We start from the raw sequence: 14,737 nt of genomic DNA, 5'->3' as shown, positions 1-14,737 counted from the left end.
GTAAGCGTTTCGACTTCAAATGTCCTATCGAGGTCATAGGCGAGGTGATGCAAGCAGCCATGGCTATGCGGCATGATGCTCCGGCTTCAATTCAATAACCGTGTTGCACTCAGCTCCTGCAACCGCCTTGCATATATCCATGCCTGAGCTATATTTATACGCTTTGCATATGTGTTAAAGGTAGTGATATGGCTAGTATGAGTTGGGATAAGCTACTTAATAACACCCGTCTTGGCGGTCGGCCTCCGAAATCTGAGCTAGGCCGTTCACCTTTTCATTCGGACCATGACAAGGTTATTTTCTCCGGGGCTTTCAGACGCCTTGCAAGAAAAACTCAGGTTCATCCACTCGCCACTAATGACCATGTCCATAATCGCCTCACACATAGCTTAGAAGTAGCTTGTGTTGGTCGGACTCTGGGAGTGAGAGTAGGGCAAGAGCTTCTCAATGAAAGACTCATCCCTGAACAGCATTCAGCTTCTGATATCGGTGATATCGTTCAAACTGCTTGTCTCGCTCATGACATTGGAAACCCTCCCTTTGGGCATACTGGTGAAGAAGCTATTCGTCACTGGTTTACCAATGATGTTGGAGCAATGATTGTTGAGCACTTGCCATTCAATGAAGCTGCTGATTTGCGTAGGTTTGAAGGTAATGCTCAAGGGTTCAGGGTTTTAACCACATCGGAGTATCATCCCTATGAAGGGGGGATGCGGCTAACCTATGCGTCACTTGGAGCTTTTATTAAGTATCCTTGGCTGGCAGGTGATGCTGTTAATATGCAAAGGCCTATCCAGAATAAATATGGTATTTACTGTTCTGAGTTGGGTTTGTTTAATGAAGTGGCTGATGCGACTGGTTTGTTAAAGCTGGGTGATGGTTGGCGGTGTCGCCATCCGCTGGCTAATTTGATGGAAGTATCTGATGACTTCTGCTATGCCATTCTTGATTTAGAAGATGGTGTAGAGATGGGTATCCTTGAGTGGAATAAGGTATTTGAAATATTGTGTCTTGTCCTTGGCGACCAACAGAAGAATCAGCTCGTCAATGAAATTCAAGGTATGAAAGTTGGCCGAAGGCTCTCTATGGTTCGTGGAAAAGTTATCTCGGCTTTTGTAGATGCTGGAGTGAATGCTTTCATGAATAACCATAATGAAATCATGAGTGGCAAGGTGTTAGGTATCTTAGATCTTTGTGGTAAGAACGTGCGTGAATGTGTAGCAGCCGCCAAAGGTCTTGCTCGAGATGAAATCTTCCAGCATCCAAGAAAGGTTGAGTTGGAAATAGGGGCTTATAGCACTATTTCTACACTACTTAACGTTAGCTGCTCTGCAGCTTTAGAATATGTCAGAAAGGATGGTGTGGCTGATTCGAAGACTAGAAGGGTGGTTGAGCTTCTTGGACTGGACTTGAAGAATTTAGACGCCAGTGGGAGTGTTTCCAAGGAATATGGTGCAATCATGCAGGTTCTGGATTACGTGAGCGGTATGACAGATAACTATGCCATGCACTTGGCTCGACAGTTTAGTGGTATGGGCGGGGAGCGAATCTAGGTGGCTTGGCCCTCTGGATCGATGGTAAAATGGCGTTCTAGCAAAAACCTCCTTATTCTTTTTTTGAAAGCTAAGCCTTCTTGATATTGCCAAATGGTTGCACTTATAACCTTTTGGCTGTTGCTTTTCAGAAAATGTCATTTTTGGCTGCAAGGCCTAAGTACAGTTCGCTCTGGTAGCAGCCGAATTTGTGTTTCTTGTAGCCCAGGGAGTCGGCGTGGCGTGCGGTCCAGGGGTATTTCAGGTAGGTCCCCAGGGTGGCGTAGGTCAGGCGCGTACCACCGTCGAATTGATGGTATTCAAGCTGGGTCAGCACCCGGAAACCCTGGGCGTTGCCCTCGAAGTTGAGGAAATCGCCTCGTTCGGCGTCAGTCATTGCGTCGAGCCAGCCGCGCCCCGCCGCTTGCTGGAACCAATGGCGAATGGCGTCCTCGCCTGAGTGGCCGAACGGCGGGTTACCGATGTCGTGGGCCAGGCACGCCGATTGTACGACCATGCCCAAGTCGCTCGGCTCGCACCAGTCGGGCAGGGCGCCGCGCAGGGTTTCGCCGACCCGCATGCCCAGAGAACGGCCCACGCAACTGACTTCCAGGGAGTGGGTCAGGCGCGTGTGGATATGGTCGTTGCTGGACACCGGATGCACTTGGGTCTTGCGGCCGAGGCGGCGGAAGGCGCCGGAAAAGATGATGCGGTCGTGGTCTTTGTGGAAAGGGCTGCGGCCAAGTTCATGCGGGCTGTGCAGGGGTTTTCCGAGGCGTTCGCGGGTAAGCAGGGTGGGCCAATCCAAGGCTGGTTCTCTCCGTCAGGTGACTGATGGGCTAGCTTCCCGTTTCGCGCCCCTGGCCGCAAGGGGGACTACAGATGCGCGGGCGGGCAGGCACCGGCCTCTGGTGAAAGAGGCGGGTGCCTGGGCACAACGAAAGATTGCCGGCTCAGGGTTTGCGCGAGGTGCTTAGGGCCATCTTTATCAGTGGCAGTAGGCTGGTGCCGAGCCCGACGAGGCGGGTCAGGCGCCCGACGCCGCCACTCTTGGCGCCTTTACCGGTGAAAAAGCCCAGCAGCGTCACAGCGGCCACGCCCCACAGCGGCGCATGCTTGATGCCCAGGCCCTGTTGCCAGTTCTGGGTCATTGCGCGCATGCGCTGCAAGGGTTGCAGCAATTGCTGGGACTCATGGCGAATTTCTTGGCGATGCATCTCCATGCGCAGGCGGATCAAGGCCTTGCGCATTTCGCGGCGAGAATGGCTTTGCGGGATGTCAGGCAGGTTCATGGCAGCAGGCGCTCCCGGTCGTTGGCCAGTTCTTCCAGGGTGGCGTTGAATGGCGAGGATTCGTCATAGATCGCCGCCCGCAGGCGCATGGCGCAGAACAATGCGGCCAGGGAATAGAAGACGCACAAGCCGATGATGCCCGCCAAGCGATAGCTGTCCCACAGCAGGATCAGCACCAGCGCCGAGAGCCCCACGAGCAACAGCAGGGCAAACACCAGGGCTAGCCCGGCGAACAACAGCAGGCTCACTGTGCGGGCTTTCTGCTCCTGCAATTCGATGCCGAACAACTCGACATGGCTGTGTAGCAAACCTAGGAAAGCGGCGCCTAGGCGCCGCGACGAGGTGCCGGGGGCGGAGTCGGAATCGCCGATAGCCATATCAGCGCCGAGTTGCCAGCAAGCCGATCAGGAAGCCCACACCGGCCGCGATGCCCACCGATTGCCAAGGGTTGGCCTGCACGTAGTCTTCAGTGGCGGTGACCGCCGCTTGGCCACGCTCGCGTAGCGAATCCTGGGACAGTTGCAGGGTTTCGCGGGCGCGCAGCAGGCTGTCGTGGATCTGCCCGCGCAACTCATCGGCTTGATCGCCGGCCAGGGTGGCGGTGTGTTCCAGCAAACGTTCGGTGTCGTTCACCAGGGTTTGAAAATCCGCCATCAGTATTTCTTGAGCAGTCTTTGCTGTTTTGCTGGCCATGGTGATCTCCGTAGGTGGCTTGTGTGTGATTCGAGTATTGGGCGCGTGGGAAGGTTCAGTGCAATTGGCTGGTACAGCTTTTGCTTTGTGCTGGTGCATCGCCGCTTGGGTTTTGCGCTGAAAACGCGCGCCGAGTGATGAAAACCTTAACCTAAATAACTGAAACCTGCGGAAATACCCTAGCGGCAATTTGCCCCATTGTTGATTCCTGCGCCAAAGCGGTTCACCGAAGAAGAAACCGCGCCCCGCCCAGGTGCCAATTTGGTGCGTAAAAAGCGTTCGCGAGCTGCTTTGGTGCTTTTTCCTGCCTGTGGGGCTGCCCTCCAATGGACCATTTGCAAAGCGCCGTGACCAGCCTGGTCCACGGCTCCAACACGTTGTTTATTCTCATGGGCGCAGTCATGGTACTGGCCATGCACGCCGGGTTCGCGTTCCTTGAAGTGGGCACGGTACGCCAGAAGAACCAGGTCAACGCCTTGTGCAAAATCCTCAGTGATTTTGCCGTCTCGACCCTGGCCTACTTCTTTATCGGTTATTGGATTTCCTACGGCGTCAGCTTCATGCAGCCGGCGGCGGCGCTCAGCGCCGACCACGGGTATGGGCTGGTGAAGTTCTTTTTCCTGCTGACGTTTGCCGCGGCCATCCCGGCGATTATTTCCGGCGGCATCGCCGAACGGGCCCGGTTCGCCCCGCAGCTGTGCGCGACGGCGCTGATCGTGGCGTTCGTCTACCCGTTCTTCGAGGGCCTGGTGTGGAACGGCAATTTCGGCCTGCAAGCCTGGCTGCAAGGGCGGTTTGGCGCGCCGTTCCACGACTTTGCCGGCTCCGTGGTGGTGCATGCCATGGGCGGTTGGCTGGCGCTGGCGGCGGTGTTGCTGCTGGGGCCGCGCCAGGGACGTTACCGCGATGGGCGCTTGGTGGCGTTCGCGCCGTCGAGTATTCCGTTTCTGGCCCTGGGGTCGTGGATTTTGATTGTCGGCTGGTTCGGCTTCAACGTGATGAGCGCCCAGACCCTGCAAGGGGTCAGTGGCCTGGTGGCGGTCAACTCGCTGATGGCCATGGTGGGAGGCACCGTGGCGGCGCTGGTAGTAGGGCGCAACGACCCGGGCTTTCTGCATAACGGCCCGCTGGCCGGGCTGGTGGCGGTTTGCGCCGGCTCCGACGTGATGCACCCCTTGGGGGCGCTGGTGACCGGTCTGATCGCCGGGGCGCTGTTCGTCTGGTGCTTCACCGCCGCCCAGGGCAAATGGCGGATCGACGACGTATTGGGGGTGTGGCCCTTGCATGGCGTGTGCGGCGTCTGGGGCGGGATTGCCTGCGGGGTGTTCGGCCAGCAAATGCTCGGTGGTATCGGCGGGGTCAGCCTGGCGAGCCAGTTGCTCGGCACCGCCCTGGGCGTGTTGGTGGCCCTGGCCGGCGGCTTTGCCGTGTACGGCGCGATCAAGTACGGCCATGGCCTGCGCCTGAGCCAGGAAGAGGAGTACTACGGCGCCGACCTGTCGATCCACAAGATTGGCGCCATCAGCCAGGATTGAGGCGCTGCTCTGTAGCAAGCGGGCGAGCCCGCTTGCTAAGGGGGTCAGCCGCCCAGCAACCGTGCTTCGCAGGCTTCAATGGCGGCCAGAGGGCCGGACATCAGCACCTTGTCGCCGGCCCGTAGCGCGGTGGTGCCTTCCACCGCCAGTTCCGCGCCTTCGCGTTGTACCGCTTGAATGTCCACCCCCAGCAGTTCCAACGCCAGGTCACTGAGGGTCAGGCCGCAGGCATGGGCGTCGGGCGCCAGGTTGACCGCGTGCATCAGCACCTTGGGCTGGCCACGATTGTCCAGCAGGTTGCCCTGGGCGCCGTGATAGAAGCCGTGGAGTAAGCGGTAGCGGGTCTGGCGTACTTCGTCGACGCGGGCCTGGGCTTGCTCTTCGGGCAGGCCGAGCATCACCAGGGCATGGGAGGCGAGCATCAGGCTCGACTCCAGCAACTCCGGCACCACCTCGTTGGCGCCGGCGGCCTGCAACTCGCTCAACTGACTGTCGTCGCGGGTACGCACCAAAATCTGCACCTGCGGGTTGAGGCGTCGCGCCTCCTTGAGCACCGTCAGGGCGATGTCGGTCTTGTCGACGGCGATCACCAGCAAGCGTGCGCGGTCCAGGCCCACGGCGCTGAGCAGCTCGCCGCGGCGCGAGTCGCCGTAGTGCACGCAGCTTTCGCCGGCGGCGGCTTCCTGCACCCGCACCGGGTCGTCGTCCAGGGCGATGAAGGTTTGTTTTTCACGGCGCAGGAAACGGCCGATGGACTGGCCCACGCGGCCATAACCGCAGATCACCACGTGGCCGTGAAACCCAGCGTTGAGGGCCGTGATTTCGTCGAGCTTGGCCTCTTCGTTGGGTTTGCGGTGCAGGCGCGCGGCAATGCCTGGCGCGGCCCGCAGCAGTAGCGGTGTGAGCACCATGGAGCAGAAGGTGGCGGCCAGCAGCAGGCCGCTGATCTCGGCGGGCATGAGTTGGCTTTGCTGCATCTGCGCCATCAGGGCGAAGCAGAATTCGCCGCCCTGGGCCAGCGCCAGACCACTGCGCCATGCCGTTTCGCCGTCGCTGCCGCGCCACTTCACCAGTGCGGCGACAATGGCGCCCTTGACCAGCAGCAGGCCCAGGGTCAGGCCCAGAATCAGCAGGCTGTGGCTAACGAACAATTGCAGGTCGATGAGCATGCCGATGCTGACGAAAAACAGCCCCAGCAGGATGTCGCGAAAGGGCCGGATATCGGCCTCGATCTGATGGCGGTAGTGGCTTTCCCCCAGCAGCATGCCCGCCAGGAACGCCCCCAGTGCCGGCGACAGGCCCAGCAAGTGGGTCAGCCACGCCGTCATCAACACAATCACCAGGGCCAGCAGCACGAACAGTTCGGCGGAATGGGACGCGGCCACCTCATGGAACAGCCGCGGCAGCAGCCAGCGGCTGGCCAGGGCCAGGCCGACGAACAGGATCACGGTCTTGACCAGGGTGATCGGCAGCGCCCAGTACCAGGCCTGGTCGCTCTGGCCGGCAAACACCGGCACCAGGGTCAGTAGCAACACCGCGACCACGTCCTGGAACAACAACACGCCAATGGCGTTCTGGCCGTGGCTGCTGAAAATCTCCCCCAGGCTGGTCAGCTCCTTGCTGACGATGGCGGTCGACGACAACGCCAGCCCCGCGCCAAGCATCAGCGCTACGGCCAGCGGCATGCCGAACAGGCTCAGCACGCCCCCCAGCAACAGGCCGCTTATCAGCACTTGCAGGCTGCCCAGGCCAAACACCACGCGGCGCAGGGCGAGCATTTTCGACAGGGAGAATTCCAGGCCCAGGGAAAACAGCAGGAACACCACCCCCAGTTCCGCCAGGTCCGGCAGGTGCTCGCTGTCATTCACCCAGTCGAACGCGGTGGGCCCCACCAGCAGGCCGACACACAGGTAGCCCAGCACGGGTGGCAGTTGCAGGCGCCGGAACAGCGCGATCACCACCAGCGATGAGGCAAGAATGATTAACAGGTTGGCGAACACAGGCGTCTCCGGTCAGGGGCGTGGAATACACAGCGTAGAGGCAAAAAAAGCCGCGAGTTTCGTTTAATCGCGCCTGTGGCTTACTGACGCAGGTCAGGGGTTGGCCCGATGGCTGCCATCAGTGCGCCATGGGGCTAGACTATGGGCCCGTCTCTTTTCGGTTTTTTGTCATGCCTCCTGAATGTCAGCTGTACGGCACCCTGGGTTGCCACCTGTGCGAACTGGCCGAAGAGGTCCTCATGCCATTGGTCGAGCACGGCTTGATGGTGGAACTGGTGGATATCGGCGAAAGCGAAGCGTTGGTCGAGGCCTATGGCCTGCGCATCCCGGTGCTGCGGCGCATCGATACCGGCGCCGAATTGGGCTGGCCGTTCGACGCTGAGCAAGTGGTGAACTTTTTGCAATGACGGTCGCCTCCATTGGTCGCGGCCCTCGGTAATCGGTTGGCCAGGGGCACGATATTCGTTTACTGTATGCGTATACAGTTATTCGAGTGTCGCGCCACCTCTCGAGGTGGCGAGGCCCGCACGTCGAGGGATGCACCATGGTCAATGTCGAACAATTGAAGAACAGCGTGAACCGGATGTCCGCCGACGTCGTCCGTGAAGCGGTGCTGGAACTGCGCCTGGATGGGTTGGTCACCGAAGGCAAGACGCCGTTCGGCAAAGTGCATTTCAATACCTGTTTTGCAGAGATCGAAGCCCTGTTCCAGCGTGCCGGCTACCACCGCCAATTGGATGTGGTGGGCTACCAGGGTCTTCTTTATGCCCTGTATGACCCGGCGCGCTGGGAAGCGGTCGATGTGCTGCGCTGGCTCAAGGACTTCACCGAAGCCGCCGCCGAGGCCGGCGTGACCACGGCCTGAGGCAGCGGGCTAGGTTCGCGGGCACCGTTGCCGGATAATGCCGGCCAGCATTTGGCCAGAGTCCTGTTATGTCTACCTCATCGTTCAGCGCTGCGCAGCACCAAGCCAGCACCCTGTACCTGCCACCCGGCGCGTGGCCGACGGTGCTCGATTGCCTGTGCGAGCATTTTCGCGCCATCAGCCGCCAGCAGTGGCTGGACCGCATTGCCCGGGGCCGGGTGCTCGATGGCAATGGCGCGGCCATCAGCGCCGACCTGCCGTACCGCGAAGGCCTGCGCATTCATTACTTTCGCGAAGTGGCCGCTGAAAAACCGATCCCGGTGCAGGAACACATCCTCTACGCCGACGAACACCTGGTGGTGGCTGACAAACCCCACTTTCTGCCCGTGACCCCGGCGGGCGAGTACGTCGAGCAAACCTTGTTGCGCCGCCTCATCCGGCGCCTGGATAACCCGCACCTGGTGCCCCTGCACCGCATCGACCGGCACACGGCGGGGCTGGTGCTGTTCTCGGCTAACCCGCAGAGCCGGGCGGCGTATCAGTCGCTGTTCCCCACGCGCCAGATCGACAAGCACTACGAAGCCATCGCCCGGGCGCTGCCCCAATGGGCGTTCCCCCTGGTGCACAAAAGCCGTTTGGTGGAAGGCGAGCCGTTTTTCCGCATGCGCGAAAGTGCGGGGGTGAGCAACACTGAAACCCGGGTGACGGTGCTTGAGCAAAACGGCGAGTGGTGGCGCTACGGGTTGTTCCCGGTCACCGGCAAGAAACACCAGTTGCGGGTACACATGAGTGCGCTGGGGGCGGGGATCTGCAACGACCCGTTCTACCCAGAGGTACTCAAGGACGCCCCGGACGACTACACCAGGCCTCTCAAACTGCTGGCCCGGAGCCTGCGCTTTGTCGACCCCCTCAGTGGTGAGGCGCGCCACTTCGAGAGCCTTCTGACCCTGGCTTGGTAAGGCCTACAAAAGCAAAAACCCGCACGGGGCGGGTTTTTGCATCAAGGCCTGGGCTTACAGGTCTTTGACGGTGCGCACCTGGTCCTTGTTGATACGGGTTTGCTTGCCGTCCAGTTGTTCAAACTCATAGAAGCCGGATTCTTCATCGTACTGCGGGGTATCGACAGCCTGGATTTCACGGCCGTCGTTGAGCGTAATCACTGTTGGCGAAGCGCAACCGGCGAGGGTGGCGAGGCCCAGTGCGAGCATCAGGGAGGCGAGGGTCCGTTGAGTCATGGTGTTTCTCCGAAAGTGAATACTTTGAGTACTGACGTTCTGACGTATACATCGCGAGCAAGTTCCATGGCTAGTGTCATTCTGACACTTCGCCAGGGCGATCCAGCAACTGCGGTGTGTTGAGGTTGGCCAGGCGCGGGTCGTTGGCCGGGCACGGCAAGGCCTGTGCGGCCAATTGCCGCATGACCTTGCCGGGGCTGCGCTCGCCGTGGGCCCAGGCGTTTTCAAAGGCTGGCGCCAGGGCTGTGGGGATGACGCACAGCAACGGCTCCCAATGCTCGCCGTGGCGCAGCATCAGGGGTTTATCTGGCTGTTGGCGGGCGGCGTCGCGCATGGCGTGGAGCAACGCGGCGTCCAGTTGCGGCACATCGCAGGGCAGCACCAGCAAGTAGTCGTGGCGGGCGGCGGCCAGGCCAGCGCGGATACCGGCCAGGGGCCCGGGGAAATCGGCGCAGTCGTCGTGCACCAAGCGGTCGGCGTAGGGCGCATACAGCTCCAGGTTGCGGTTGCACGAGACGATCAGGTCGTCCGTCAGCCCCCGCGTGAGGCGGTGCAGGTGGGCGATCAAGGGCTCGCCGCGCCAGGGCAGCAGGCCTTTGTCCTGCCCGCCCATGCGCTGGCCGCGGCCACCGGCCAGCAACAGGATCGAACAGGGCGGCAGCGGGGGCAGGGTGGTCATGGTGCCTCGCAACAGGGCTTGAAAATGGGGCGCTGTGATATAACACCCGGCCGTGTCTCCTACAACTGGATCGAGCCTATGAACGCCAAGGCTGAAGTGCCTTTCGCCCCGCTGAACATCGCGGTGCTGACCGTCAGCGATACCCGCACCCTGGACACCGACACCTCGGGCCAGGTGTTCGTCGACCGCCTCACGGCTGCCGGCCACCACCTCGCGGCGCGGGTGCTGCTTAAGGATGACCTGTACAAAATCCGTGCTCAGGTCGCCACCTGGATCGCCGAAGACGTGGTGCAAGTGGTGCTGATTACCGGTGGCACCGGGTTCACCGGCCGCGACAGCACGCCCGAAGCGGTCACCTGCCTGCTGGACAAGCAAGTCGATGGCTTTGGCGAGCTGTTCCGCCAGATCTCGGTGGCCGACATCGGCACCTCCACCGTGCAGTCCCGCGCCCTGGCCGGCATGGCCAACGGCACCCTGGTGTGCTGCCTGCCGGGTTCGACCAACGCGGTGCGCACCGGTTGGGACGGCATCCTCGCCGAGCAACTGGACGCGCGCCACCGCCCGTGCAATTTCGTGCCCCACCTCAAGCAAGCCGCACCTTGTGAAAGCCGTGGATAAGCCCGGCAAGAACGGCGCCCTGATGCCCGTCGAAGCGGCCCTGGCGCGGTTGCTGGAAATGGCGGGCGGCGCACCCATCACCGCCGATGAAGAACTGCCCTTGGCCCAGGTCCAGGGCCGGGTGTTGGCCCAAGACCTGGTCGCCACCCTCGATTTGCCGCCCTGGCCCAATAGCGCCATGGATGGCTACGCCCTGCGCGTGGCCGATTGGACGGGCCAGGCCTTGCCCGTGAGCCAGAAAGTGTTCGCCGGCCAGGCGCCCGAACCCTTGCTGCCCGGCACCTGCGCGCGGATCTTCACCGGCGCGCCCGTGCCCGCCGGCGCGGACTGCGTGGAAATGCAGGAAAACGCCCAGGTGCAGGACGACGGTCGCGTGAGCTTCAGCCAAGCGCTGCACAGCGGTCAGAACATTCGCCCGCAAGGCCAGGAAACCACCGTGGGCGAAGTGGTGCTGAACGCCGGCACACGCCTGGGGCCGATCGAACAAGGCTTGGCCGCCACCCTGGGCAACGCCCGCTTGCGCGTGGTGCGCCGCGCCCGGGTGGCGGTGTTGTCCACCGGCGACGAGTTGATCGAACCGGGCCTGCCCCTGGGCCCAGGGCAGATCTACAACAGCAACCGCGTGCTGCTGTGCAGTTGGTTGCAGCGCCTGGGCTGTGAGGTGGTCGACGCCGGGATCTTGCCCGACGACCTGGCCACCACCCGCCGCCGTTTGGCGGAACTGGGGGACGTGGACCTGATCCTCTCCACTGGCGGGGTATCGGTAGGCGAGGCGGATTTCCTCGGTGTGGCCCTGCGCGAGGAGGGCGAGCTGGCCCTGTGGAAACTCGCCATCAAACCCGGTAAACCCCTGACCTGCGGGCATTTTCGCGGTGTGCCGGTGATTGGCCTGCCCGGCAACCCGGCATCCACCCTGGTGACCTTCGCCCTGTTGGCGCGGCCTTACCTGTTGCGGCGCATGGGCGTGCAAGCGGTCGAGCCGCTGAAATTCCCGGTGCCCGCCGGGTTCGCCTGGCCTAAACCGGGCAACCGTCGCGAGTACCTGCGTGCGCGCCTGGAGCAGGGCCGCGCCATTATTTACCGCAACCAGAGTTCCGGGGTGCTGCGCAGCGCGGCGTGGGCCGAGGGCCTGGTGGAAGTGATGGAAGGCAGCACGCTGGTGGAGGGCGATTGGGTCAATTTCATCCCCCTAAGCGAAGTGTTGGGTTGAAGTGCCCGGCACGCCGCCGGACTTTTTCGCCACTGTCATAGGTCAACATCCTCTGAGGTTTCTCAATGACGGGAGTGACGAGTCATGGCTGAGCGCAAGGCGTTGTTGATTTTGCACGGCAAGCAGGCGCTGAACGAGGACGTGCGTGCCGCCGTCCAGGCCAAGCGCGACGAGGGCTGGGACCTGGCGGTGCGCCTGACCTGGGAGGCCGGCGATGCCCAGCGCCTGGTGCAGGAAGCGATCGGCGCCGGTTACCGGCAACTGATCGCCGGTGGCGGTGATGGCACCTTGCGCGACATTGCCGAGGCCATCGCCCACAGCGCCGAGCCGGTGAGCCTGGTGCTGCTGCCCCTGGGCACCGCCAATGATTTTGCGCGGGCGGCCGGGGTTCCGCTGGAGCCGTTGCCGGCCCTGAACCTGCTCGACGTGCCGGCCCAGGCCATTGACCTGGGGGTCGTGGGCGAGCAGGTGTTCCTCAACATGGCCACCGGCGGTTTCGGCAGCCAGGTCACCGCCAACACCTCCGAAGACCTGAAAAAAGTCCTCGGCGGTGCGGCGTACCTGTTCACCGGGTTGACGCGCTTCAGCGAGCTACACGCCGCCCATGGCGAACTGCACGGGCCGGATTTCCACTGGAAGGGCGACCTGCTGGCCCTGGGCATCGGCAACGGCCGCCAGGCCGGTGGCGGGCAGGTGCTGTGCCCCCACGCCCTGGCCGATGATGGCCTGTTGGATATCAGTATCCTGCCCGCGCCCCAGGAAGTGGTGAGCACCTTGCGCGACCTGCTCAGCGGGGGGTTGGGCATCGACAACATGTTCGTGCGCGCGCGCCTGCCCTGGGTCGAGATCACCGTGGCCGAAGGCCTGTACATCAACCTCGATGGCGAACCGCTGGAGGGCGACCACTTGCGCTTCGAAGCGCGGCCGGGGGCTTTGCGCGTGCATCTGCCGGCGGATTCGCCGGTGCTGGGGGCTAGTCGTCGAGGCTGATGATCTGCTCGCGTACGGCAAACAGCACTAGGCCGGCGACGTCGAAAATCTGCAAGCGCTTCATGATTTGCGAGCGGTGGGCTTCCACGGTCTTGATGCTCAGGTTCAGGCCGTTGGCGATTTCCCGGGTGGACTTGCCGCGCACGATCAAACGCAGGATTTCCAACTGCCGCGCCGTCAGGCTGTGCCGTGGCGGTGGTGTGTTGCGGGCCAGGTGCAAGGCCTGGTTGATAACCGTGTGGGCGATGGCCGGGCTCAGGTAGCGCTCGTTGTTGCGCAGGGCCGCCAAGGCCTGCTCGAGTTCGGTGGCGGTGGTGTCCTTGAGCAGGTAGCCGTGGGCGCCGGACTCCAGGGTTTGCATGATGAGGTCCGGGTCGGTGTGCATCGACAGGATCAACACCTTGCTCTGCGGGCGCCTGGCCTTGAGGCGGCGCAGGGCCTCCAGGCCCCCGGTGTGCTTCATCGACAGGTCCAGCAGGACGATGTCCGGGGCCAGGGCCTCGACCAGCTCCAGCAGTTGCGCGCCGTCATTGGCTTCGCCCACCACGGCATACCCGGGAATATCCAGCACCAGGGCGCGCACGCCGGCGCGGATCAGCGAGTGGTCGTCCACCAGCAGCAAATTGCAGGTCAATGGATCGCCTTAGGGGCGCTGGCGCGCTCCCGTGCCCGTGGCGCCCAGGGAAACAGCGCTTCGATGCGCGTGCCTTGGCCCGGTTCGCTCGTGACGTGCAAGGTGCCGCCCAACTGATCGATGCGCTCGGCCATCCCCGCCATTCCCGACTGCCCCGCCGGCCCTGGGTATTGCTGCGGGGAAAAGCCCTGGCCGTCGTCACAGATCGACAGCCGCAAGCCCTGGGGCTGGCGCTGCAACTGGATCACCAGGTTCTGCGCCTGGGCGTGGCGCAGGATATTGGTGACAGCTTCCTGGGTGACACGAAACGCGGCCACGGTCATTTCTTCGGGGATCCCGGTCAAGCGCTGCTGGCATTCCAGGCTCCAGTGCAGCGAGGTGTTGGCCAGGGTCTTGAGCAGGTGCGCGCGCAGGCTCGCTTCCAGGCCCAGGCTGGCCAACTGCCGTGGGTTGAGGATGGCCGAAACGTCGCGCACCTTTGCCAGGGTTTCTTCCAGGGTTTCGCACAGCGTCGCGCATTGCCCTTGCAGCTCTTCGGGCAAACGGCGCTTGAGCCAATCGCTTTGCAGCTTGGCGGCGGTGAGGAGCTGGCCGATGTCGTCGTGTAACTCGCGGCTGAGGCGGTGGCGCTCGTTTTCCTGCACTTGCAGCAGGCGCTCGGCCAACTCCTGAGGCTCGAACTTGATCGATTTACGCGAATAGAAGTGGTGCACGCCCAGGCTGGCCAGGGCGGCGAGGTCAAGGATCAGCAGCGCCAGCGGCATGCCGTGGGAACTGGCGAAGGCCAGCAGGTTGCCCAGGGCCGAAAGGGCGCATAGCACGAAGGTCAGCCGTAGGGCCTGCTTTTGCGAGGGGGGCCAGGTCAAGAGTGGTTTCAAGCTAGCGTACATAGCCAAAGGCGCCAGTGAATGTTCGCTGCGGAAGGACCGGTCTGGTCGGCTGACAGCGCCAGGTCCGGACCATGCAAAGTCGTTTTCAAACTGGCGGGATCCGTGTGTTTGAAGCGAGTTTTACACCGAGACTAAATCCGCGTCCGGGTTGGAATCAATAAGCCATTAGTGGCGTAATAATGGTCGGCATACTATCACCTTGCATACCGTTGGTCGCGCTCGGTCTATTGATTTGGGACATCAGTCAACAACTGAAGTTGGTACGAAAGTTCCACTTTCTGACAGGTTTCCCCAATAGGGTAAAAAAGCCGTGAAAGTTGCGCGGGTTTTGTTGTTTGGCGGGCGAAGTTTTTTACCGGTATTGCAAGTTCCAACCCTCTAAGGGGCTGTTTTAAGAGGCAAGTTTAAATGCATTAACTCGCCTTGCCGGGCACCCACTAGGCTCTGTACGTAAACCCAAGAAATACGATTTTCTGTAAAATACACCGCCATTAAAGCCAGGAGGCCAAGATGGCAAAGCGGTATGAACTCCCCGACGCAGCCTGGGATCTGGTTGCAGATATC

The 14,737-nt window shown here is 61.8% G+C and carries 17 protein-coding genes and 1 pseudogene; 8 read left to right on the top strand and 10 right to left on the bottom strand.

Features of this window, described 5'->3' with window-relative positions:
- Positions 1–188: 188 nt before the first annotated feature.
- Positions 189–1,553, top strand: coding sequence for a deoxyguanosinetriphosphate triphosphohydrolase (locus AC19YR_RS23660; protein WP_500600344.1), 1,365 nt, complete (start codon positions 189–191; stop codon positions 1,551–1,553).
- A gap of 157 nt (positions 1,554–1,710) precedes the next feature.
- On the opposite strand, the pseudogene dgt reads toward AC19YR_RS23660, so the two are convergent.
- From dgt to AC19YR_RS23640, 4 genes and pseudogenes are all read right to left on the bottom strand, one after another.
- Positions 1,711–2,340: pseudogene (gene dgt, locus AC19YR_RS23655) on the bottom strand (dGTP triphosphohydrolase); the annotation flags it as partial.
- 145 nt (positions 2,341–2,485) lie between these two features.
- Positions 2,486–2,824, bottom strand: a complete 339-nt coding sequence (locus tag AC19YR_RS23650) for a hypothetical protein (RefSeq protein ID WP_500600343.1) — start codon at positions 2,822–2,824, stop codon at positions 2,486–2,488.
- Entirely contained in the window at positions 2,821–3,201 is a 381-nt protein-coding gene (locus AC19YR_RS23645) for a phage holin family protein (RefSeq protein ID WP_095107516.1), read from the bottom strand. Before AC19YR_RS23645 ends, AC19YR_RS23650 begins: the two co-directional genes overlap by 4 nt.
- A 1-nt stretch (position 3,202) precedes the next feature.
- Positions 3,203–3,517 carry an ElaB/YgaM/YqjD family protein gene (locus tag AC19YR_RS23640; protein ID WP_095107517.1) on the bottom strand — a complete coding sequence of 105 codons (315 nt, stop codon included), beginning with the start codon at positions 3,515–3,517 and terminating at the stop codon, positions 3,203–3,205.
- A gap of 326 nt (positions 3,518–3,843) precedes the next feature.
- Here AC19YR_RS23640 and AC19YR_RS23635 point away from each other — a divergent pair, with 326 nt between their 5' ends.
- A complete protein-coding gene (locus AC19YR_RS23635) occupies positions 3,844–5,052 on the top strand; it encodes an ammonium transporter (protein ID WP_500600342.1) in 1,209 nt (402 codons plus the stop codon).
- 44 nt (positions 5,053–5,096) lie between these two features.
- Here the strand turns inward: AC19YR_RS23635 and AC19YR_RS23630 are convergent, their stop codons facing one another.
- Positions 5,097–7,052, bottom strand: a complete 1,956-nt coding sequence (locus tag AC19YR_RS23630) for a monovalent cation:proton antiporter family protein (protein WP_095107519.1) — start codon at positions 7,050–7,052, stop codon at positions 5,097–5,099.
- Between the two features lie 170 nt (positions 7,053–7,222).
- Here AC19YR_RS23630 and AC19YR_RS23625 point away from each other — a divergent pair, with 170 nt between their 5' ends.
- The 3 genes from AC19YR_RS23625 (at position 7,223) to AC19YR_RS23615 (ending at position 8,876) form a co-directional block, all read left to right on the top strand.
- Positions 7,223–7,459, top strand: coding sequence for a glutaredoxin family protein (locus tag AC19YR_RS23625; RefSeq protein ID WP_095107520.1), 237 nt, complete (start codon positions 7,223–7,225; stop codon positions 7,457–7,459).
- Positions 7,460–7,596: 137 nt separating this feature from the next.
- Positions 7,597–7,917, top strand: coding sequence for a transcriptional regulator (locus AC19YR_RS23620; RefSeq protein WP_095107521.1), 321 nt, complete (start codon positions 7,597–7,599; stop codon positions 7,915–7,917).
- Positions 7,918–7,985: 68 nt separating this feature from the next.
- Positions 7,986–8,876: a pseudouridine synthase gene (locus AC19YR_RS23615; RefSeq protein WP_500600341.1), complete on the top strand. Its 891-nt coding sequence runs from the start codon at positions 7,986–7,988 to the stop codon at positions 8,874–8,876.
- 54 nt (positions 8,877–8,930) lie between these two features.
- Here AC19YR_RS23615 and AC19YR_RS23610 read toward each other — a convergent pair whose 3' ends face one another.
- Both AC19YR_RS23610 and mobA read right to left on the bottom strand, forming a co-directional pair.
- The gene (locus tag AC19YR_RS23610; protein ID WP_095107523.1) at positions 8,931–9,152 is read right to left on the bottom strand and encodes a YgdI/YgdR family lipoprotein; all 222 of its coding nucleotides are present in this window, start codon (positions 9,150–9,152) and stop codon (positions 8,931–8,933) included.
- Positions 9,153–9,228: 76 nt separating this feature from the next.
- Positions 9,229–9,831: a molybdenum cofactor guanylyltransferase MobA gene (gene mobA, locus AC19YR_RS23605; protein ID WP_095107524.1), complete on the bottom strand. Its 603-nt coding sequence runs from the start codon at positions 9,829–9,831 to the stop codon at positions 9,229–9,231.
- Between the two features lie 78 nt (positions 9,832–9,909).
- On the opposite strand from mobA, the gene moaB reads away from it, so the two are divergent.
- From moaB to yegS, 3 genes are all read left to right on the top strand, one after another.
- The gene (gene moaB, locus AC19YR_RS23600; RefSeq protein ID WP_095107525.1) at positions 9,910–10,449 is read left to right on the top strand and encodes a molybdenum cofactor biosynthesis protein B; all 540 of its coding nucleotides are present in this window, start codon (positions 9,910–9,912) and stop codon (positions 10,447–10,449) included.
- A complete protein-coding gene (locus AC19YR_RS23595; protein ID WP_500600340.1) occupies positions 10,433–11,659 on the top strand; it encodes a molybdopterin molybdotransferase MoeA in 1,227 nt (408 codons plus the stop codon). The genes moaB and AC19YR_RS23595 overlap by 17 nt, the downstream gene beginning before the upstream one ends.
- 84 nt (positions 11,660–11,743) lie before the next feature.
- Positions 11,744–12,649: a lipid kinase YegS gene (yegS, locus tag AC19YR_RS23590; RefSeq protein WP_500600339.1), complete on the top strand. Its 906-nt coding sequence runs from the start codon at positions 11,744–11,746 to the stop codon at positions 12,647–12,649.
- Here the strand turns inward: yegS and AC19YR_RS23585 are convergent.
- The 3 genes from AC19YR_RS23585 to AC19YR_RS23575 form a co-directional block, all read right to left on the bottom strand.
- Positions 12,633–13,283: a response regulator gene (locus tag AC19YR_RS23585; protein ID WP_095107528.1), complete on the bottom strand. Its 651-nt coding sequence runs from the start codon at positions 13,281–13,283 to the stop codon at positions 12,633–12,635. The genes yegS and AC19YR_RS23585 overlap by 17 nt on opposite strands.
- The gene (locus AC19YR_RS23580; RefSeq protein WP_500600338.1) at positions 13,280–14,173 is read right to left on the bottom strand and encodes a sensor histidine kinase; all 894 of its coding nucleotides are present in this window, start codon (positions 14,171–14,173) and stop codon (positions 13,280–13,282) included. Before AC19YR_RS23580 ends, AC19YR_RS23585 begins: the two co-directional genes overlap by 4 nt.
- A gap of 378 nt (positions 14,174–14,551) precedes the next feature.
- Positions 14,552–14,737 (bottom strand): hypothetical protein (locus tag AC19YR_RS23575; RefSeq protein ID WP_500600337.1); only part of this gene is annotated, 186 nt, incomplete at its 5' end.

It is taken from the genome of Pseudomonas sp. MF08817 (assembly GCF_059862705.1).
This window is presented reverse-complemented; position numbering and strand designations above follow the sequence as displayed.

Bases quoted from the DNA above. Each gene is read 5' to 3' on its own strand.
- AC19YR_RS23640 (WP_095107517.1), bottom strand. From the start codon at position 3,517: ATGGCCAGCAAAACAGCAAAGACTGCTCAAGAAATACTGATGGCGGAT.
- mobA (WP_095107524.1), bottom strand. From the start codon at position 9,831: ATGACCACCCTGCCCCCGCTGCCGCCCTGTTCGATCCTGTTGCTGGCC.
- AC19YR_RS23580 (WP_500600338.1), bottom strand. From the start codon at position 14,173: ATGTACGCTAGCTTGAAACCACTCTTGACCTGGCCCCCCTCGCAAAAG.
- AC19YR_RS23615 (WP_500600341.1), top strand. From the start codon at position 7,986: ATGTCTACCTCATCGTTCAGCGCTGCGCAGCACCAAGCCAGCACCCTG.
- AC19YR_RS23610 (WP_095107523.1), bottom strand. From the start codon at position 9,152: ATGACTCAACGGACCCTCGCCTCCCTGATGCTCGCACTGGGCCTCGCC.
- moaB (WP_095107525.1), top strand. From the start codon at position 9,910: ATGAACGCCAAGGCTGAAGTGCCTTTCGCCCCGCTGAACATCGCGGTG.
- AC19YR_RS23635 (WP_500600342.1), top strand. From the start codon at position 3,844: ATGGACCATTTGCAAAGCGCCGTGACCAGCCTGGTCCACGGCTCCAAC.
- AC19YR_RS23650 (WP_500600343.1), bottom strand. From the start codon at position 2,824: ATGAACCTGCCTGACATCCCGCAAAGCCATTCTCGCCGCGAAATGCGC.
- AC19YR_RS23660 (WP_500600344.1), top strand. From the start codon at position 189: ATGGCTAGTATGAGTTGGGATAAGCTACTTAATAACACCCGTCTTGGC.
- AC19YR_RS23620 (WP_095107521.1), top strand. From the start codon at position 7,597: ATGGTCAATGTCGAACAATTGAAGAACAGCGTGAACCGGATGTCCGCC.
- AC19YR_RS23645 (WP_095107516.1), bottom strand. From the start codon at position 3,201: ATGGCTATCGGCGATTCCGACTCCGCCCCCGGCACCTCGTCGCGGCGC.
- AC19YR_RS23625 (WP_095107520.1), top strand. From the start codon at position 7,223: ATGCCTCCTGAATGTCAGCTGTACGGCACCCTGGGTTGCCACCTGTGC.
- yegS (WP_500600339.1), top strand. From the start codon at position 11,744: ATGGCTGAGCGCAAGGCGTTGTTGATTTTGCACGGCAAGCAGGCGCTG.